This window comes from Malaciobacter halophilus, assembly GCF_002837275.1.
Taxonomy (GTDB): Bacteria; Campylobacterota; Campylobacteria; order Campylobacterales; family Arcobacteraceae; genus Malaciobacter; species Malaciobacter halophilus.
The window spans coordinates 18,249-38,012 of the sequence record NZ_NXIF01000006.1 but is presented as its reverse complement, the minus strand read 5'-3'; the positions used below and the strand labels follow the sequence as shown (position 1 = coordinate 38,012).

The 19,764-nt window shown below is 26.3% G+C and carries 17 protein-coding genes; 13 read left to right on the top strand and 4 right to left on the bottom strand.

Annotation, left to right across the window (positions count from 1 at the left end; translation table 11 throughout):
- The first annotated feature begins 2 nt into the window (after positions 1-2).
- The 9 genes from CP960_RS01335 (at position 3) to garR (ending at position 11,361) form a co-directional block, all read left to right on the top strand.
- Entirely contained in the window at positions 3-1,961 is a 1,959-nt protein-coding gene (locus tag CP960_RS01335; RefSeq protein WP_101183436.1) for an ATP-dependent nuclease, read from the top strand.
- The gene (locus CP960_RS01330) at positions 1,948-3,927 is read left to right on the top strand and encodes a UvrD-helicase domain-containing protein (RefSeq protein ID WP_101183435.1); all 1,980 of its coding nucleotides are present in this window, start codon (positions 1,948-1,950) and stop codon (positions 3,925-3,927) included. Before CP960_RS01335 ends, CP960_RS01330 begins: the two co-directional genes overlap by 14 nt.
- 14 nt (positions 3,928-3,941) lie before the next feature.
- A complete protein-coding gene (locus tag CP960_RS01325) occupies positions 3,942-4,310 on the top strand; it encodes a hypothetical protein (protein ID WP_101183434.1) in 369 nt (122 codons plus the stop codon).
- Between the two features lie 155 nt (positions 4,311-4,465).
- The gene (locus CP960_RS01320; protein WP_101183433.1) at positions 4,466-7,156 is read left to right on the top strand and encodes an AAA domain-containing protein; all 2,691 of its coding nucleotides are present in this window, start codon (positions 4,466-4,468) and stop codon (positions 7,154-7,156) included.
- A gap of 128 nt (positions 7,157-7,284) precedes the next feature.
- Positions 7,285-8,169 (top strand): ORF6N domain-containing protein, encoded by an 885-nt coding sequence (locus CP960_RS01315; RefSeq protein ID WP_101183432.1) that lies wholly within the window; start codon positions 7,285-7,287, stop codon positions 8,167-8,169.
- Between the two features lie 45 nt (positions 8,170-8,214).
- Entirely contained in the window at positions 8,215-9,690 is a 1,476-nt protein-coding gene (locus CP960_RS01310) for a DUF2779 domain-containing protein (protein ID WP_101183431.1), read from the top strand.
- A gap of 23 nt (positions 9,691-9,713) precedes the next feature.
- Entirely contained in the window at positions 9,714-9,890 is a 177-nt protein-coding gene (locus tag CP960_RS13700) for a hypothetical protein (protein ID WP_162919074.1), read from the top strand.
- 41 nt (positions 9,891-9,931) lie between these two features.
- The gene (locus CP960_RS01305; protein WP_133121125.1) at positions 9,932-10,399 is read left to right on the top strand and encodes a hypothetical protein; all 468 of its coding nucleotides are present in this window, start codon (positions 9,932-9,934) and stop codon (positions 10,397-10,399) included.
- Positions 10,400-10,473: 74 nt separating this feature from the next.
- Positions 10,474-11,361, top strand: coding sequence for a 2-hydroxy-3-oxopropionate reductase (garR, locus tag CP960_RS01300; RefSeq protein ID WP_101183429.1), 888 nt, complete (start codon positions 10,474-10,476; stop codon positions 11,359-11,361).
- An 8-nt stretch (positions 11,362-11,369) separates the two neighbouring features.
- On the opposite strand, the gene CP960_RS01295 is transcribed toward garR, so the two are convergent.
- Genes CP960_RS01295 through CP960_RS01285 form a run of 3 tightly spaced genes read right to left on the bottom strand, consistent with a single transcriptional unit; the run spans position 11,370 to position 13,538 of the window.
- On the bottom strand, positions 11,370-12,008 hold the full coding sequence (locus tag CP960_RS01295) for a helix-turn-helix transcriptional regulator (protein WP_101183428.1): 639 nt from the start codon (positions 12,006-12,008) through the stop codon (positions 11,370-11,372).
- Positions 12,009-12,057: 49 nt separating this feature from the next.
- Positions 12,058-13,152 carry a threonine synthase gene (locus CP960_RS01290; RefSeq protein ID WP_101183427.1) on the bottom strand — a complete coding sequence of 365 codons (1,095 nt, stop codon included), beginning with the start codon at positions 13,150-13,152 and terminating at the stop codon, positions 12,058-12,060.
- 11 nt (positions 13,153-13,163) lie between these two features.
- A complete protein-coding gene (locus CP960_RS01285; protein ID WP_101183426.1) occupies positions 13,164-13,538 on the bottom strand; it encodes a RidA family protein in 375 nt (124 codons plus the stop codon).
- Positions 13,539-13,801: 263 nt separating this feature from the next.
- On the opposite strand from CP960_RS01285, the gene CP960_RS01280 reads away from it, so the two are divergent.
- The gene (locus tag CP960_RS01280; RefSeq protein ID WP_228151974.1) at positions 13,802-14,758 is read left to right on the top strand and encodes a substrate-binding domain-containing protein; all 957 of its coding nucleotides are present in this window, start codon (positions 13,802-13,804) and stop codon (positions 14,756-14,758) included.
- Complete coding sequence (locus CP960_RS01275) at positions 14,755-16,920, top strand: sensor histidine kinase (RefSeq protein WP_101183425.1); 2,166 nt, start codon at positions 14,755-14,757, stop codon at positions 16,918-16,920. The genes CP960_RS01280 and CP960_RS01275 overlap by 4 nt, the downstream gene beginning before the upstream one ends.
- Here the strand turns inward: CP960_RS01275 and CP960_RS01270 are convergent.
- A complete protein-coding gene (locus tag CP960_RS01270; RefSeq protein ID WP_101183424.1) occupies positions 16,917-17,393 on the bottom strand; it encodes a MarR family transcriptional regulator in 477 nt (158 codons plus the stop codon). The two genes, CP960_RS01275 and CP960_RS01270, sit on opposite strands and share 4 nt — an antisense overlap.
- A gap of 68 nt (positions 17,394-17,461) precedes the next feature.
- Here CP960_RS01270 and CP960_RS01265 point away from each other — a divergent pair, with 68 nt between their 5' ends.
- Both CP960_RS01265 and CP960_RS01260 read left to right on the top strand, forming a co-directional pair.
- Positions 17,462-18,667 carry a TolC family protein gene (locus tag CP960_RS01265; protein ID WP_101183423.1) on the top strand — a complete coding sequence of 402 codons (1,206 nt, stop codon included), beginning with the start codon at positions 17,462-17,464 and terminating at the stop codon, positions 18,665-18,667.
- Positions 18,664-19,764 carry an efflux RND transporter periplasmic adaptor subunit gene (locus CP960_RS01260; RefSeq protein ID WP_101183422.1) on the top strand — a complete coding sequence of 367 codons (1,101 nt, stop codon included), beginning with the start codon at positions 18,664-18,666 and terminating at the stop codon, positions 19,762-19,764. Before CP960_RS01265 ends, CP960_RS01260 begins: the two co-directional genes overlap by 4 nt.

The following is a 19,764-nucleotide window of genomic DNA, read 5'->3' as shown; positions in this document are numbered from 1 at the left end:
ATTTGAAAATAGAAAAAATTAAAATAAAAAATTTTAGATTGTTAAAAGATTCTGTATTAGAAATGAAAGATGAATTATCCTTATTGATAGGTAGAAATAATAGTGGTAAGACATCTTTATTAGTATTGTTTGAAAAGTTTTATAATAATGATTCCTTTCAATATGATGATTTTAGTTTATGTTTAAGAGAACAAATTAATACTATAAATGAAGATACTAATATTTTAGATTTAACTATACAAATGATTTTAGAGGTAAGCTATAATCAAATAGATAATTTAGAACATTTATCAGAGTTCATTTTAGATTTAGATCCAGACAATAATAGTGTAAAAATACTATTTGAAGTTACGATAAAAAAAGACAAGTTACTCCCTCTTTTAGAACCACTTACTGAACCTGATAAAAAGATTAGATATTTAAAGAAAAATCTACATAACTATTTAAAAACTTCTATTTATTCATTTGAAGATGAAGAGGATTTATTAGAAGAAAATAGATATAAATTAATTAAAAAAGATATAGGTCAAATTAGAAAATTAATTAATTTTCAGATTATACATGCAAAAAGAAATGTATCAAGTTCAGATGATAATAAAGGTAAAAAAATATTATCAATTATGACTACAAAATATTTTAATCAAAAAAATATTAGTGATCCAAATTTTTCTGATATTAATACAAAAATGATTGAAATGGATGAAACGTTAAATGACGAATATAACACTGAATTTAGAAACTTTCTTGCATCAGGGAAAGATTTCTTAAATTTAGACACTTTAAAAGTTGTATCAGACTTAGAATCAAATGAAATTATTTCTAATTCATCAAAAGTAGTATATGGTGATACTTCAAATCATTTACCAGAACATTTAAATGGTCTAGGTTATATGAACATATTGTATCTTCTTTTAGATATAGAAATGAAAAAAGAAAATTTTATTGAAGAACAAAAAGATATAAATTTATTGTTTATAGAAGAACCTGAAGCACATACACACCCACAAATGCAATATAAATTTATTGATAAAATAAAAAAAGTTTTTAAAGAAATCGATAATTTACAAACACTAATAACAACACACTCAGCTCAAATAGTTTCTAAGTGTGATTTTAAAGATATAAGATATTTATTAAATGAAGATAATCAAAATATTAAGATTAAAAATTTTCATACTGAATTAAAAGAATTATATGCAACAGAAGAGGAAGAATTTCAATTCATAGAACAGTATTTAACTTTACAAGCTTCAGAATTGTTTTTTGCAAATAAAATTATATTTATAGAGGGAACAACGGAAAAAATGTTACTTCCCTATTATATTAATAAATTTGACGAAGAGAAAATAATTAATCCAAATTATGTACCAATTTCTTCTCAAAATATTTCAATTTTAGAGGTTGGTGCTAATGCTGAAGCCTTTGATAAGTTAGTAAGGTTCTTTGATATTCAGACTTTAATCATAACAGATATAGATACAACGTTAAAGACAACTAATTCTTCAGGAACTACTTATCCAGCACATAAAGTTGATGGAGCAACTCACACTAGCAATGCAACAATTAAAAAATATTTTAACGCACCAGATATAAATTCTGTTGATTTCCCTCAATGGTTTAATAATTTAAAAAATAATGCTTTGTCAATTACTGATACAAGTAAAATAAAAGTCTTTTATCAAATAAGTGAAGATAGTTATCATGCAAGAAGTTTTGAAGATGCTTTTATAAAAGTTAATTTGACTGAGTTAATTACTCAAAAAGATAATTTAAGGGGTTTACAAAATAAAAGTGAATTGGTAGAGACTACAGAAATATATGATTTAACAGAGAGAATATTAAAGAAGAAATCAGATTTTGCATTTTCATTATTGTATTTGGCTTTATCAAAAAATATTGAATGGAAAATGCCTTTATATATAAAAAATGCTTTAGAATGGATTCAAAATGACGCCTCTTGATAAGATAAAACAATCTATTGAAGAAAATAAATCTTTTGTTCTTCAAGGTGGTGCAGGTAGTGGTAAAACTGAAACATTGAAAGAGGTTTTAGAATATATTACTGAAAATTATCCAGATAAAAAAGTTGCTTGTATTACACATACAAACTTAGCAGTTGATGAGATAAAATCAAGAGTTGGGGAACAATACACAATTAGTACAATTCATTCTTTCTTAAATTCAATTATAAAAGATTATAAGAAGAATATATCTCAATGTATTTCTGAACTTTTTAAAGTTAAAAAAATAGAACGAAAAGAAATAGAGTTTTATGAAGGGGACGAAAAAGTACAGAAAAAGAAAGAACATGAAAAATATAAAAAAATATATGAAAAATATGCAAAAAAGCTATTTACTATTCAATCTGAAAGTATAGGAAAAGCGATCGGAAAAAGAGAATATGATAAAGACCCAATATCATATAATTTTGATTTAAACACGAGAATAGATGAGTTAAATGAAATAATAAAAAGTCAAATTAAAGAAATGAACTATAATAATATCAAGTATAATGAAACACGCTTTGATAGTTATAATGATTTAACTTTTGGACATGATGGATTATTAGAAATCTCATATCAACTTTTTAGAACATTTCCTAAAATTGGTAAAATCCTTCAAGATAGATTTGATTATGTCTTTATTGATGAATATCAAGATGCTAATGAGAAAATTATAAAAGTCTTTTTAGAATGTCTGCCTGAAACTGAAAAAACTGTTATTGGTTTATTTGGTGATTCAATGCAGTCAATTTATAGTGATGGAATAGGTGATGTTCAAAAGTACATCTCTATTGGTTTATTAAACGAAATACCTAAAGAAGATAATTATAGATGTTCTGTTCAAGTTATAGATTTTATTAATAAAATTAGAAATGATGGTTTAAGGCAAGAGGTTGCATTAAAACATAGTGAAAAAAGTTTAGATGAAAGGCAAGGTACTGTAAATTTTTATTACTCAATAGTTGAAAGTAAACCAAATGCATTTTCAAGTCCAGAAGATAAGAATGAATATATAGGAAAAATAAATACATTAATAAATTTAGCTAATTCTACTCAGGCAAATTCTAAACTATTAATGTTAACAAATAAGTCCATTTCTGTAGAAGCAGGATTTTCAAAGCTTTATGATACTTTTGCAGAAAGATATCAAGAACCTAAAGAGTATATTGAGGAAGTATTAATAAGGTTACAGTTTATGGATTTAATAGAACTTTGCCAATCTTATAAAAATGGAAATTACAATTATATATTAAGTGAACTCAAAAAAGTTGGTTATCCAATTAGAACAATTGAAGATAAACAAAAATTAAAAGATGATATTGAACATTTATTAGGGTTTGATGGAAGTGCAATTGATGCATTAAATTATGCTTTTAATAATAATTTAATAAAAAAATCAGAATCTTTTGATTCATATATGTCTAGAAAAGATGCTTTTTTATCTGATTTAAATAATGAAGATTACCAGGCTTTTAAATCAAACTATAGTTCTCATAATACTTTAAAGAAAATGCGAGATTCAGGCATAGAAATAGAAGAGGAAGAATTTAAAGAGTTAGAAAAAGAATTAAAGAAAGAGAACTTTTATTTAGGACTATTTTCTCCTACTGTAACTTTTAATGAAATAATTAACTATTACAATTATATGAATGAAGAGATTGATTATATAACTATGCACAAAACAAAAGGTTCAGGTATTGATAACGTTATAGTAGTATTAGATGAATATTTTTGGAATGAATATGATTTTACAAATTTATTTGATTCTAGTAATAATGAAGCTAAAAAAATTGATAGTCAAAAACTTTTTTATGTTGCATGTTCAAGGACAAAAACAAATTTAACATGTGTGAGATTAATTAAAGAAGATGAAGAAACTTTATTAAAACAATTTTATCCAGATGCAATAAATGTAAGTTTATAAATAGGAGTATTAGTATGGATGATATAATCGATTTAGAACCAAAAATTACATTAATGTTCTCAGCATATCATGGAAAAGAAACTTTTACCTTTACTAAAGATGAAATTTTGCAAATAGCTACAATGCCTCCAAAAAATAGAAACTTTGAGTATAAATTATCTTTACAAAACAACAGTTTTTTTGCAATTAGAGATATGAATGAGTTTCAATATTATTACAAATCGGGGAGTGGAACAAGAAGTTCTACAGCAATATACTATTTTCCAAATATTGCAAAAAAAATATTTAAAGTAATTAATGATCTTGATTTTTGGGAAGAAGATGAAGATTTTCCAATTATACTAATAACTGAACAAGATTATATGCCTAATGAACCTATCTAAATCACTCTACACAAAAGGCATCCAGTGTCCCCCCCAAAAAGCACTTTGGCTTAAAAAAGTAAAGAGCTGTGTTTTAATACCACCAGATGAGCAAGCGCAGGTTACATTTAAATAGGAGTATGTAAAAAAATTGATGAATGATATATTGAGAAGTAATGGATAAAAACAGATATTTAATACTTATAGATAATAAAGATAAAACAGAAGATTTAGAGCAATTAAATTTTCAAAGTGATTATGCAAATATTAAATTTATAAATAATGATACAGTTTATAAATATAAGAAAGATAGAGTTTTACAACTTGAATTGTTAGAAGAATTAGACCCATCTGATTATATATTGCATTTAGATGGAAAACTCCTTTCAAATATAATTAAAATTCAAAGTTTCAAACTATATTTTAGGATTTTTTATCAAAATGGAAGAAAAAATATTTATAAATCTTCTCGTTTAACTTTTGAAAAAAATTGTTTGACAAATAAAAATTCAAAAAATATTTTAGAGTATTTAAAAGAATTATCAAAAAGTGTTGATGAAGAGAATGATTTTTTATTTAATAGCTATGATAAGATGACATTTATTAGTGAAAAAAGTGTTTTATCTAAATATCTAAATGCTTCAGAAATAGATACTAATGAAAACAAAGAAAGTATAATATTCCCTTTTGGTTTTAATCTAAGTCAAGAAAAAGCTGTTCAAAAAGCTTTGTTAAATCAAATTAGTGTGATAGAAGGTCCTCCTGGAACAGGTAAAACTCAAACTATTCTTAATATTATTGCAAATCTTATTATGAGAAATAAAACTATAGCAATAGTATCGAATAATAATGCCGCTACGAAAAATGTATTTGAAAAATTAGAAAAATATGATTTGTCTTTTATCTCTGCTTTTTTAGGGAATAAAGATAATAAAGAAGAATTTTTCTCAAATCAAAATACAAAATATCCAGAGTTTATAAAAGATAAAAAAGATATAGATTTAAATAATGTTGCAGAAACAATAGTTGATGAAATAGAATCTTTAAAAGTGATGTTAGAACAGAATAATGAACTATCAAAATTAAAACAGCTTCAAATGGAACTTAAAGTAGAAAAAAACCATTTTTTAGATTTATATGAAAAAAGAGAAGATAAAATAGATAGTTATCATAAATTTAATAGATTTGATACAGAAGATATTTTGTCATTGTGGGCTGATTTTGAGAAAAGACAAAAATTGAATAAGAAAATATCATTTTCATTTAAATTTAAAATTTTAATAAAATATCGAATTCTTTTAACTTCATTATATAAGAACTCTATAGATTCTATTATTTTACTTTTACAAAAGTATTTTTATATACAAAAAGAAAAAGAGATATTAAAACAGATAAAAAAATTAGAAGATACTTTAAAAGACTTTGATTTTGAAAATAATATGAAATCATTTAGTGAAAAATCAATGTTTTTATTTAAAGCTTTCTTATCAAATAAATATGGTTTTAAAACCCAAAGAGATAGCTTTGATGATGATGTTGTATGGAAAAGTGATAAGTTTGATAATTTCATTGAAGAGTATCCTGTGGTTTTAAGTACAACACACTCCTTAAGATACTGTATAGCCAATGGGAAGTTATATGATTATTTGATTATTGATGAAGCTTCGCAAGTAGATATTGTAGCTGGCTCATTAGCATTGTCTTGTGCAAAAAATGTTGTAGTTGTTGGAGATTTAAAGCAATTACCTCATGTAATAAAAGATGAAACAAAAGAAATTGTTAATAATATATATAATAACTACAAAGTTGGTAATCCTTATAATTATGAAGAAAGTTTATTATCTTCTATTTCTAAAATTTATAAAGATATTCCTAAAACATTGTTAAGAGAGCATTATAGGTGTCATCCCAGAATTATAGAATTTTGTAATAAGAAGTTTTATAATAATGAGTTAATAGTTCTAACAAAACAAAATGATGAAGATATGCCTCTTGCTTTATATAAAACTGTAGAAGGAAATCATGCAAGAGGCACATATAATCAACGTCAGATAGATGTAATTGAAAAAGAGATATTACCAAATATTGATAAAATAAATATAGGAATTGCATCACCTTTTAGAAAACAAGTTTCTAAATTAAATGATTTATTTGAAAATGATGAAGAGATTGTTATAGATACAGTTCATAAATATCAAGGTAGAGAAAAAAATATAATGATTTTATCAACTGTTGTAGATAAAGAAAATGACTTTGTTGATAATGAAAATCTTCTAAATGTCGCAATTTCAAGAGCAGTTGATAAGCTTTTTGTTGTTGTTTCTGATAGAGAAAAAAATAAAAATATGAAAGATTTAGTAAATTATATTAAATATAATAACTTAGAGATAAAAGAAAGTAAAATATATTCAATATTTGATTTACTATATCAAAGTTATTCCCCATACTTAGAAAAATATTTAACAAAATATAAAAGTTTGAGCAAGCATAAATCAGAAAATTTAATGAATATTGTTATCGAAAAAGTATTAAGTGAAGAGATGTTCTCTCACTTAACTAGAGTTATTCATATACCACTAAATAGAATAATTAGGGATTTAAGTATACTGACTGAAAGAGAACAAAAATTTGTTTTTCATCCTAATTCTCATATTGATTTTGTGATATATAATAAAATTAATAATAGTACTGTATTAGCTATAGAAGTTGATGGGTATGAATATCATGAAAATAATCCTGAACAATTAGAAAGAGATAGAGTGAAAGACTCTATTTTAAATAAAAGTGAAATAGCTATTATGAGGTTTAAAACTAATGATAGTGAAGAAGAAAAAAGATTAAAAAAATATTTGATTAATTTGTTATGAATAGATAGAAAGATAATTACAAAATGCAATGTTTTTAAATAAAAATATTTTTTAATGTTATTATAATATAACGCTTTGCCAATATTAAGAAAAAGATAAATATATTTATTTCAAATTAGGACTTCAATATGAATGAATTAATAATTAATGAGGATATTAGAAACAAGATTTATAGTATTAGGAATATGCAAGTAATTTTAGATAGAGATTTGGCAGAATTGTATGATGTGGAAACAAGAGTTTTAAAACAAGCAGTCAAAAGAAATATAGAAAGATTTCCTAGTGATTTCATGTTTGAATTAAACGATGATGAGATTGAATTTATGGTATCACAATCTGTGATACCTTCAAAACAACATCTTGGTGGAGCAAAACCTTTTGCCTTTACAGAACAAGGTGTATCAGCAGTTGCAGCAATACTAACAAGTAAAATAGCAGTTGAAATTCACATAAATATCATTAGAACTTTTGTAAATATGCGTAAATTTATATCAACTAATGCTCTTATATTTGAAAGACTTAATTCTTTAGAAAATAAACAGTTTAAGACTGATAAAAAAATTGAAACAATTTTAAATGCAATAGAAGATAAATCTATCAAACCAAAACAAGGGATATTTTACGATGGACAGATGTTTGATGCACATACTTTTGTATCTGATTTAATAAGAAGTGCTAAAATTAAAATAATAATTATAGATAATTATGTTGATGATAGTGTCTTAACTCTACTTTCAAAAAATCAAAATATAAATGTAATTATATATACAAAAAGCATCTCAAAACAATTAAAGCTAGACTTAGAAAAATACAATTTGCAATATAAAAAAATAGAGATAAAAAAGTTTGAAAATTCACATGATAGATTTATGATAATTGATGATAAAGAGCTTTACCATATAGGAGCTAGTTTAAAAGACTTGGGTAAAAAGTGGTTTGCTTTTTCTAAGATGGATTTAAAAAGTTTTGATGTTTTAGAAAAGTTGGATAACTGTCGTTCAGTAGGAATTTAAAGTATGATTATAACACAAATTATAAAAAACTAAAGGTAAAAGACAATGAACCTATCTAAATCCCTCTACACAAAAGGCATCCAATGCCCCAAAGCACTTTGGCTTAAAAAATACAAGCCAAGTGTTTTAACACCACCAGATGAGCAAGCCCAAGCTATATTTGAAACTGGAAATATAGTAGGAGACTTAGCTTGCAAGCTTTTCCCTGATGGAAAAGAAGTATCATACACTACAAACTACGATGAGATGATATCTACTACAAAAGAGTGGATGAAAGAGGGTGTATCAAATATCTATGAAGCTACTTTTAGCTATGAGGGCATACTTATCATGGTAGATATTTTAAAAGTAGAAAGTGATGGAGTATCTATCTATGAGGTTAAAAGTTCTACTGAAGTAAAAGATATATATCTTCATGATGTATCTATTCAGTATTATGTTTTACAAAACTTAGGCTTTAGTATAAAAAGTGCAAGTGTAGTGCATATAAACAATGAGTATGTAAGAGGTGAGTCTTTAGAGTTAGACAAGCTTTTTAAGATAGTGGATGTCACAAGTGAGGTGCAAAGTTTACAGTCAAATATCGCTAGCATATTAAAAGAGTTTGAAACTTATCTTGAAGATAAAGTAAATGAGCCAGATATAGATATAGGAAAACATTGTAATAAACCTTATGAGTGTGATGCTAAAAACTATTGTTGGAAAGTACAAAGACAGATACCTGAGTACTCTATTTTTAATATTTTCAATCTAGGAAGTAAAAAGCAAGTGGAGTTATACAATCAAGGTATCATAGATATAGAAGATATTCCAGAAGATTTTGATATGACCGCAAACCAAGCTCAAGCAGTAAAAAACTACAAATCAAAAGCAAGCTATATAGACAAAGAAAATATCAAAGCCTTTTTAGAAAACCTCACATACCCAATCTATCACTTAGACTTTGAAACATACCAACAAGCCATACCACAATACAAAGGTATAAAACCCTTCGAGCAAATCCCTTTTCAATACTCACTTCATATAGAATATGATGATGGAACGCTAATCCATAAAGAGTATTTGAGCCAAGATAGTGTAGATAGCAGATATGAACTAGCACAAAAGCTATGTGAAGATATTCCAAGTGATGTTACAGTATTGGCTTATAATATGAGTTTTGAAAAAGGTGTGATAAAAAGACTTTGCAATAGTTTCCCAAGTCTTAGCACTCACTTACTAGCCATAAATGAAAATATGCAAGACCTTATGGTACCTTTTCAAAAGAAATGGTATGTAACACCAAGTATGCAAGGAAGCTACTCTATCAAGTATGTACTACCTGCATTAGTTCCAGAGTTTGAAAAAGCCTATAAAGAGTTAGATGGTGTACAAAATGGAAGTCAAGCTATGAATGCCTTTGCAAATCTTAGTAAGCTAGATGAGATAAGCAAAGAGAAGATGAGAACTTTCCTTTTAGAGTATTGTAAACTTGATACTTTGGCTATGGTGAAGATATTAAATAAATTAAAAAAGATATAGATTAAAAGGAAAGTAAATAAAATATGAATAAAGAAGAGTTTTTAAACAATTTATTTAAATATTATAATTTAGCACTTAGGATTGATAATGTTCTTGGAACAAAATATAATAAAACTCAAATACCTTCATATCATGTAAGTGATAAAATTGATAAAGTATATAATAAAAAATTAGAAAAGAGTGATTATTTTTCATTTTAATTAGTAAGATAGAATTTAATTTAATAAGTAAGAGATAACATATGACACTTATATACAAAACAATAGCCTATATTATAACTATACCACTGTTTACCATCTGGCTACTTTTTTGCTTTATCATTTCACTTATTGGTTCGATGCTTTATAAAAAGAGAATTTATATTGATTTAGATAGGGTAAAAAAAAGAGAGACTATTTGTAGTGTGTTAAATAATAAAAAATATCTAAGTGATGAAGAGTATGAATTTGAAACTGTTGAGGTGGCTTGTATTTATGATGAGCTTACTTTTAGGGGATACTTGTTTGTTTTAGCTCCTGTGATTTTTTTGTTAAAGCATTTTAGTTTTGCTGATGATTTTGTTTTTTATCTTGTAAAAAAGTGGATGGATTTACATAAGTTTCAAAGAGAATACCAAAAAAGACCTAAGAGTTTTTTCTCATCTCTTATGTCTTTATGTGTTTTACTTGCCTTTTTTGTAGGACAGGTTTTGTATAGGATAAAACCTTAATTACTTAGTAGTTGTTTCTAAATTAAATAAATGATACTATTTATAAAAAACTTTAATCACTTAAGGAAATAAATATGAAAATTGGATTTATAGGATTAGGAATCATGGGAAAACCTATGGCGAAAAATCTACTAAAAGCAGGGTATGAGCTAGTTGTTACAAATAGAAGTAAATCTTCTGTTGATGAGTTGGTATCTGCTGGTGCGCTTGGTGCAAGTAGTGCTAAAGAAGTTGCTCAATCTTGTGATGTGATTATTACTATGCTTCCAAACTCTCCACAAGTAAAAGAGGTGATTTTAGGTAAAGATGGTGTGATAGAAGGTATAAAAGCTAGAAGCATTGTTATCGATATGAGTTCTATTGCTCCTTTAGCTTCTCAAGACATAGCACAAGAGTTAGCAAAAAAAGATGTAGAGTTTTTAGATGCTCCTGTAAGTGGTGGTGAGCCTAAAGCAATTGAAGGAACACTTTCTGTTATGGTTGGTGGTAAAAAAGAGGTATTTGATAAGTGTTATGATATTTTGCTTTCTATGGCTGGTTCAGTTGTTTATACTGGTAAAGTTGGAGCTGGAAATACTACAAAGTTAGCAAATCAAGTTATCGTTGCACTAAATATTGCTGGTATGTGTGAAGCATTGGTACTAGCTACAAAAGCTGGAGTTGAGCCAAATTTAGTTTATGAAGCAATTAGAGGAGGACTAGCAGGAAGTACTGTTTTAGATGCAAAAGCTCCTTTAATTATGAATAGAGAGTTTAAACCAGGATTTAAAATCAATCTACATATAAAAGATTTACAAAATGCTCTTGATACAGCCCATGAGATTGGAGCTCCTGTTCATCTTACTGCTAGTGTGATGGAGATTATGCAAGCTATGAAAGCTGAGGGTGAAGAGCATTTAGACCATGGGGCTTTAGTTAAATATTATGAAAGATTAGCAAAAGTTGAAGTAAAAGGTGAGTAAAAACTACTCTACCTTTTTCCTCTAATACTATCTAAGTAACTGTATATTGTCACTTTTGAAACGCCCATATATTTTGCGACTTTATCAATAGAGCCTTTTACTAAAAAAATACCTTTTTCATCCATAAACTTGATGATTTCTAGGCTATCTTTTCTTGTTAGTTTTTCTATATTTGTATTTTCAAAAATCTTTTCTATAAGATTATCAAGGATACTTATTATATCTTGGTCAAGTACATATTGCTCTGGGTTTGTTGTTTCTTGTCCTGTTGATGCTCCTAAAAAATCTTGTAGTTCTTCTTGTAGAAGATGAGAAAGAGTTAAGTCATAGTTTAAGCATAACATACCTATAACTTCGTCTTTTTCATCACGAATCAAAGCTGATGAAGATTTGATTTTTCTTCCATCTTCTGTTTCAAAAAAGTAGTTAACTACATAATCATCTTTAAAATCTTTATTTAGTAAAACCATTTTTATTAGGTGGTCAAAACTTTGACCAACTTTTCTACCAGTAACTTCACCATTTGCAGCATAAACTACTGAATTTTTAGGTTGTGTCAAATCATGTAATACAACTTCACAGTTTTTTCCAAATGTTTTTACTATCATATTTGCAATGGGTACATAAGCTTTAAGAACTAAGTGCATTAAAAGTCTCCTTGTCAAAGTGTAATATATCAAAAAAATGCTAAATTATTTAGTGGTCAGATTTCAATCCAGCTCCACACATAGAGATTAAACAATCACTTAGTTTCTCATTTGTTTTACAATACTCTAAATATGCTGCATATGAAGCAGCTGTTGTATGTTCACAATATACGCCTTTTTTAGCAAGGATTTTTCTACTTTCAATTATTTTATCTTCTGGTGCAATAATTGTTTTGATATTGTATTTATAAATATACTCTAAAATCTCTTCTCCACGCATTGGTACACCAATTGCAATACCTTCTGCTAATGTAGGTTTTAGACTTACTTTTGCAGGTTTTGTTTCTTTATTTTTTACAGCTTCTACAAAAGGAGGGCAGTATTGGCTTTGAATTGCATAGATATTTGGCATAGATTTGATTATTTTACTTTCAAGAAGTTCTTCTAAAGCTTTAATCACACCTATAAATAAAGTTCCATTTCCAAGTGGTACAAATATATTTTTAGGAATTCTGTTTAGTTGTTCATACACTTCATAAATATAAGTTTTTGTTCCTTGATAAAAAAATGGATTATAAACATGATTAGCATAAAAAACTTTTTCTTTTTCTACTTTTTGTCTACAAATATCAGCACATTCATCTCTTGAACCATCTGTTATTGTAACTTTTGCATTATGAGATTTTATCATATCTATTTTTTTAGGAGATGTTCCTTTAGGTACAAATATTTCACACTTTATATTTGCTTTTGCACAATATGCAGCGATACTATTTCCTGCATTTCCACTACTATCTTGTACAACACTTTCTACTCCTATTGATTTGCAATGAGATATTAACATAGCTGCACCTCTATCTTTAAAAGATAGTGTTGGCATAAAATAGTCCATTTTTAATAAAACATCTTTATCAAACTCAATAATGGGAGTCATCCCTTCTCCTAAAGTAATATCTTCCCAACTATCGTCGATTATGGGCATAAACTTTCTATATCGAAATAGCCCCCATGTGTTTTTATCTACTAAATCTAAATTAAATTTTGGTACATGAAAATGTAGTTTCCACAATCCACCACAATCACACTTTGCTTTGTGTGTTCTTATATCTTCAGTTTTCTCACATTTACTACAAATATATTTCATAATAGTCTCCTTTAGCAAGCTGCTATAACATCAATTTCAACTTTAAAACCAAAGTGAAGTTTTGCTAAAGCTGTAATAGTTCTTGCAGGCGTATGTTCTGCAAAAAAATCACTATATATTTTATCAACTGTTCCCCATTCATCCAAGTCATTTATATAAACATTAACTTTTAAAACTTTTTGTTTAGATGAACCTGCTTCTTGTAGAATTAATTCTATATTATTTAGAACTTGTTTTAGCTCTTCTTGCATTGTTCCAAACTCTTTTTCACCAGTTTTAGGATTAATAGAAAATTGCCCTGAAATATAGACTCTATTGTCTTCTATCAATGCTAAAGCATAGTGCCCATTTGCTTTTAGATTTTGTACTTTTCTAATTATTTTCATCATATTTCCTTTTATATGTTTTGAAAATTATATAACTTTTTATATATTAAGTCAAGTAAATATATAAAAAATTATATAAAAATCTATAATTTTATATAGGAAAGCTTAAATATTTAAAGTTTTTATTGTTTTTTATATTGTATATATAAAAATTTATACAAAAAAGGTTTTAAATTCTTAGTTATTTATATTAAAATATTCTAACTATAACAAATTATTATTTTTATTATGTTATTATTGATAAGAAAACTAAAGGGAATAGGGTGTTTAAGTTTAGATTTTTTATTATTTTTATGTTTTTTGTAATTTCTTTAGCAAATGCTTCAGAAAAAAAACTTGTGTATATTGTCTCAGATATTAGAATACCTTTTTGGGAAATCATGAGTAAAGGTGTTAAAAATAAAGCTAAAAAGTTTTCTTATGATGTTGAAGTTTACAGCTCTTCAAATAGTGCAAAAATTGAACTTCAAAATACAATAAAAGCTATTAAAAAAAATGTTGATGGCATAATTGTCTCTCCTACAAACTCTTCAGCTTGTGTAACAATTCTTAAATTAGCAAAAGAAGCAAAAATCCCTGTAATTATCTTAGATATAGGAACAGATAGTGGAGAGTATATCTCATATATCTCTTCAGATAATAAAAAAGGTGCTTATAATATAGGAAAAGTTTTAGTAAAAAAAATGCAAGAATTAGGATATGAAAATGGCTCTGTTGCAATTGTTGCTATTCCTCAAAAAAGATTAAATGGACAACAAAGAACAAGAGGCTTTTTAAAAGCATTGAATGAAGCTGGGATTAAAGGAGCTGATTTAAAACAGCAAATAACATGGACACAAGAAGAAACATACTCTTATACAAAAGAGTTTATTTTAAAATATCCAAATTTAAGAGCTGTATGGTTGCAAGGTTCTGATAGGTATCAAGGTGCCTTAGATGCCATAAATGAATTAGACAAACAAAAAGAGGTTTTATTAATAACATTTGATGCAGAACCAGAGTTTATCAAATTGATTCAAGATGAAACTTTAGTTGGTTCAGCAATGCAACAACCTTTTTTAATGGGACAAGAAGCAGTGAATCAGTTTTATAACTATTTTAATAATAAAAAAGTTAAAAAGAATATTCAAATGCCAATACTTGCTATTTCAAAAGATAATATAGAAGATAACCTTTTAATTATTAAAAGAAATGTATTAGGAATAAAAGAGTTAAAATGAAAACAAAAAAATCTTTGTATTTTACATTTGGTATTAGTATTGTACTAATAGTAGTGATTTTTATGAGTATTAATGCTACATTTAATTATAACAACACAAAAACAAATCTAATTGCAAAGATGAAGGAAAACTCAAAAAATTCAATTATAACTTTAAAAAGTAATCTTAAAAATCTTATTCCTGCATATGCAGTAAATGAATATACGAATCTTTTACAAAATGAGATAAAAAATAAAGATATAGACGCAATTGTCGTAAAAGATTATATTATGGGAGAAATTATTGGTAAAGAGGCTTATATTACAGGAAAAATAAGAGAAGGCAAAAAAATTGTAGATTTTGATATAAAAAATAGTTTGCATACTAAAGTTTTAAAAAATTGCTATTACAAAAAAGATTTTAATATAAAATCTATATTAAAAAAAGACTTAGGTTATATAAGTATTTGTATATCTAATAAAAATATGAAAAAAGAGCTTCAAGGTATAATTTATGATACTGTTAAAAATACTATAATAATGTCTATTGTTTTGATTTGTTCTTTATTTATACTATTTCACTTCTTTCTTTTGAAACCTATTTCCAAAATGATAGATGCTTTAAATAATAGAGATAATGATGGTATTCCTATAGAAAAATTACCTGAAAACTCAACAAAAGAGTTAAATGAACTTGCAACAACAATGAATATAATGATTGCTTCAATAAGATTTTCAAGAACAATCTTAAAAGAGAGTGAAAATAGATTAAAATATCTTTTAGAGATGAGTCCTATTGCTGTTAGAATTGCTAAAAACAATGGAAGAGTAGTGGTTTTTGCAAATCATACTTATGCAAGCTTAATTATGCAAAACTCAGCAGAAGATAAAGACCCTAAAACTTTTTATGCAAATAAAAGTGATTATGATAAGATAATTAAAAAAATAAATAATAATGAAAAAGTATTTAATCAGTTAGTTGAATTAAATATAAATAACAAAACTGTTTGGGCACTTGCTTCTTATATGAATATAAAATTCGACCAAGAAGACTCTATAATTGGTTGGTTTTATGATGTAACAAGAGAAAAAGAGCTTCAAAAAGAATTGACTAAACAAAAAGATGAGTTTAAAGCTATCTTCAAATATACAAAAGATGGTCTTGCTTTATTGGATACAAAAAGTAATTTTTTAAAATTTAATGATGCTTATTTAAAACTAACTGGTTATGAAAAAGATGAACTATTAAAAAAATCTTGTATACAGCTAACTACACTAGAAGATAAGCTAAGAACAAAAGAAGCTCTTGATGAAGTATTGTCAACAGGTTCAAAAGTAAACTTTGAAAAAAATTGTTTAGTAAAAGATGGAAGAGCTGTAAGAGTTAATATGTCTTTGGTTTTATTGCCTGATAAGAAAACTATTCTTTTAAGTGCAAAAGATATAACTGAGCAAAGCATTGTTCAATCACAAGCTAAACTTGCTTCTATGGGAGAAATGATAGGCAATATTGCTCATCAATGGAGACAACCTTTAAATATTATTTCTACTGTTGCAAGTAGTATAAAAGTTAGAAATGAGTTTGGACAAGATATACAAATTGAAGATTTATTAGATGATATGACAAATATAATGGAACAAACACAATATTTATCAAAAACAATAGATGATTTTAGAAATTTTATTAAAGATACAAATGAAAAAGAGGTTTTTAGTATAGTTGAAACTGTAAAAAAAGCCTTGAGTATAATCCACTCTTCTTATGTAAACAATAATATAAAAATAGTTGAAGAGTTTAAAGATGATATTGAGATAAAAGGTTATCAAAATCAGCTTATTCAAGCTATGATGAATATATTAAATAATTCAAAAGATGCAATTGTTGAAAATGTATCAAATGATGATAAAAAATTAGTACATATTAGTACAAAACTAGTTGATAAGTGTCTAATACTTTGTATAAAAGATAGTGGTGGAGGAATTAAAAAAGAGCATATTGATAAAGTATTTGAACCATACTTTACAACAAAACATCAAAGTGTTGGTACTGGTATTGGCTTGTCTATAACACATCAAATCATAACTGAACATCATAATGCAATTATTGAAGTAACAAATGATACGTTTAAAGTAGATAATACAGAATATAGAGGTGCTTGCTTTAATATAGTATTTAAGATTTAAAAGAGTTTATAGGTCAGTTTTTTTAATATTTTTTTTAGTATCTTTGTCTCTTCACTTGTAAGTGCATCAAAGAAGTATTTTCGACTTTCAACCATCTCATCCATACATTTAAGAGCAAGTTTTTCTCCTTCTTCTTCTAGTGATACAAGCATGCTTCTTTTATCTTCATGAGAAGGTATTCTTGATATTAGTCCTCTTTGTTCAAGTTTTTTTAATACTTTTGTCATCCCACCTGAAGAGAATACTGTAGCAGAGTATAAATCTGTAGGTGATAATGTTTTTCCATTAAAATATAAAGCTGCTAATACATCGATTTCCGAATGACTTAAGTCATAGTTTTCTTTTAAATAGTGTTCTGTTTCATTAAACAAATTTCTATATATTAAAGTTATAGGAAGAGCTAAAGCGAACTGTTCATATCTACTGTTTTTTACTGTTTCATTAAAGAAATAATCTAAGTGTTGTTTTTCCATTTGGAAATTTTAGCATAAATATAATTAAAAAAATAAATCTTGCTGGAAAGATAAAATTAAGCAAATTAATGTTATCTTTCCAGCAAGATAAAAAAAGTTTAGATGAATTAATCAACTTATCTATTCAAAATAGATTAGTCGATTCGTATAAAAGTGATTTAGAATCATTAAAAAAAGAGTATAGTAGTGTAAAAAGTAGCTATTTACCAAGTATAAATATCAATGCAAACTATTCAAAAGCAAATAAAGAGATAGCTTCAACACCTGATAATAGTACTTCTGTTAATGCTTCTGTTGATTATACTTTATATGATGGTGGAAAAAAGTATGATAGATATGCAAGTTATGAAATGAATATCAAAGGTAAAAAAGAGGATTTGGTCTCTATAAAAAATCAATTGGCACTAGATGTTACAAAATATTATTATGATTATTTATCTTTATTAGCAAAAAAAGATGCAAAGAAAAAAGAGATAGAACAATTAAAAGCACAATATGAGAGATTGAGTAGATTTTTAGAAGCGGGAACTACAACAGAAGATGAGATACAAAAAATCATCTCAAGAGGTCAAAGTGCAAATGTAAATTTACATGAAATTGAGTTACAACTACAAACTATAATTCATAATTTAGAGTATATTACAGGACAAAGTGTAACTATTAGTGATGGTTCTTTTGTAGAGCCTTTAAAAGAGCAAATAGAACAAAGCAATAGAGCAGATATTGAGTCTTTAAAGTATCAAGTAAAAGCTTTATTTGAAGATACAAGTGCACAAAAAAGTGATTATTTGCCAACAATATCTTTAAATAATACATATACTCATACTGATATGAATTATGATAATAACAGTTTTAAAGCACCTTATGATGAACAAAATATATTTTCTGTAAATTTAAAATGGAATATTTTTTCTTTTGGTGAGACAAAAAATAGATATGAATCAAGATATAAAAAATATATTAGTGCAAAATCAAAATATGAGTATGAAAGAAATAGAGCAAATACAGATTTGAAGTTAGCAAAAAAAGCTTATGAAATTGCAAAACTTAAAATAAAATCAGCACAAGCTGGATTAAAAGCAGCAAATAGTGCTTATGAAGTAATTAAGTCAAAATATCAAAGTGGGCTTATAGATAATGTTGCCTTTTTAGAATCACTTAGTGAAAAGTATGATGCAATAAGTGTATTAAAAAGTGCTTTATATGATATAGAAGTTAAAAAAGCAAATATTATTTATCATAGTGGAAAAAATATAAAGGAATATATTAGATGAGAAAAAGAGTTTTACCCTTAGTAGTTTTGATAGTTTTAGGTTTCTCTGCTTGCAGTGATGATTCACAAACTAAGCAACAAACAGCTTCAAAACAAAGACCAGCACTTCCTGTTAAAGTGTTTGAAGTAAAAAATGAGACACCAACTATTTCAAAAGAGTATCCTGCTGTTATTACACCTTTTGAAGAAGTAAAAGTAATTGCAAGAGTTTCAGGAACTTTAGAAGAGAAGTTTTTTAAAGAAGGTCAATATGTAAAAAAAGGACAACTTCTATATAAAATAGAAGAGGATGTTTATAAAACAAATCTAAATATGGCAAGTGCAAATGTAAAAAAAGCACAAGCAAACTATAATAAATCACTAAAAGATTATAAAAGAGCAAATGCACTTTTAAAAAGTAAATCAATTAGTGTTCAAAAATATGATGAATATGTATATATTTATCAAGATGCAAAAGCTCAACTAGAAAGTAGTAAAGCTAGTTTGCAAAAAGCAAAAATCGAGTATGACTATGCAACGGTTGAAGCTCCAATTAGTGGTGTAGTTGGTATAAAACAAAGTGATATTGGTGATTATGTTGGAACAAATGCTTCTAACTCATTACTAGTTACTATAACTTCTATAAATCCAGTTCATGTTGAATTTTCACTTACTAAAAATGATGTTGTAAGTTTTATTGAACAAGTAAGAAGTAAAAAAGTATATGTAACATTGGATGTTCATGGAAAATCTTATAAAGGAGAGATTGATTATATATCTCCAAGACTAGATTTAGATACAGATACTTTACTTTTAAGAGCAAAGTTTAATAATGATGATAATAACTTAATTGTTGGTGAATTTACAAAAATTAGTTTAAACAATATTACAGTTAAAAATGTACATATTATTCCAGAAGAGGCTATTTTAAAGACTGCAAATGGTGATTTTGTATATGTTGTTAAAGATGATATTGCAAAATTAAGACCAGTAAAACTTGGAACTTTATTAGAAAGTGGAGTAGTTGTAAAAACAGGACTAAATGTAAATGATAAAGTTGTAATTAGTAATATTGCAAAAGTAAGACCAGATACAAAAGTTCAAGTGTTAGGAAAATAG

Bases quoted from the DNA above. Each gene is read 5' to 3' on its own strand.
- CP960_RS01330 (WP_101183435.1), top strand. From the start codon at position 1,948: ATGACGCCTCTTGATAAGATAAAACAATCTATTGAAGAAAATAAATCT.
- CP960_RS01325 (WP_101183434.1), top strand. From the start codon at position 3,942: ATGGATGATATAATCGATTTAGAACCAAAAATTACATTAATGTTCTCA.
- CP960_RS01320 (WP_101183433.1), top strand. From the start codon at position 4,466: ATGGATAAAAACAGATATTTAATACTTATAGATAATAAAGATAAAACA.
- CP960_RS01315 (WP_101183432.1), top strand. From the start codon at position 7,285: ATGAATGAATTAATAATTAATGAGGATATTAGAAACAAGATTTATAGT.
- CP960_RS01310 (WP_101183431.1), top strand. From the start codon at position 8,215: ATGAACCTATCTAAATCCCTCTACACAAAAGGCATCCAATGCCCCAAA.
- CP960_RS13700 (WP_162919074.1), top strand. From the start codon at position 9,714: ATGAATAAAGAAGAGTTTTTAAACAATTTATTTAAATATTATAATTTA.
- CP960_RS01305 (WP_133121125.1), top strand. From the start codon at position 9,932: ATGACACTTATATACAAAACAATAGCCTATATTATAACTATACCACTG.
- garR (WP_101183429.1), top strand. From the start codon at position 10,474: ATGAAAATTGGATTTATAGGATTAGGAATCATGGGAAAACCTATGGCG.
- CP960_RS01295 (WP_101183428.1), bottom strand. From the start codon at position 12,008: ATGCACTTAGTTCTTAAAGCTTATGTACCCATTGCAAATATGATAGTA.
- CP960_RS01290 (WP_101183427.1), bottom strand. From the start codon at position 13,152: ATGAAATATATTTGTAGTAAATGTGAGAAAACTGAAGATATAAGAACA.
- CP960_RS01285 (WP_101183426.1), bottom strand. From the start codon at position 13,538: ATGAAAATAATTAGAAAAGTACAAAATCTAAAAGCAAATGGGCACTAT.
- CP960_RS01275 (WP_101183425.1), top strand. From the start codon at position 14,755: ATGAAAACAAAAAAATCTTTGTATTTTACATTTGGTATTAGTATTGTA.
- CP960_RS01270 (WP_101183424.1), bottom strand. From the start codon at position 17,393: ATGGAAAAACAACACTTAGATTATTTCTTTAATGAAACAGTAAAAAAC.
- CP960_RS01265 (WP_101183423.1), top strand. From the start codon at position 17,462: ATGTTATCTTTCCAGCAAGATAAAAAAAGTTTAGATGAATTAATCAAC.
- CP960_RS01260 (WP_101183422.1), top strand. From the start codon at position 18,664: ATGAGAAAAAGAGTTTTACCCTTAGTAGTTTTGATAGTTTTAGGTTTC.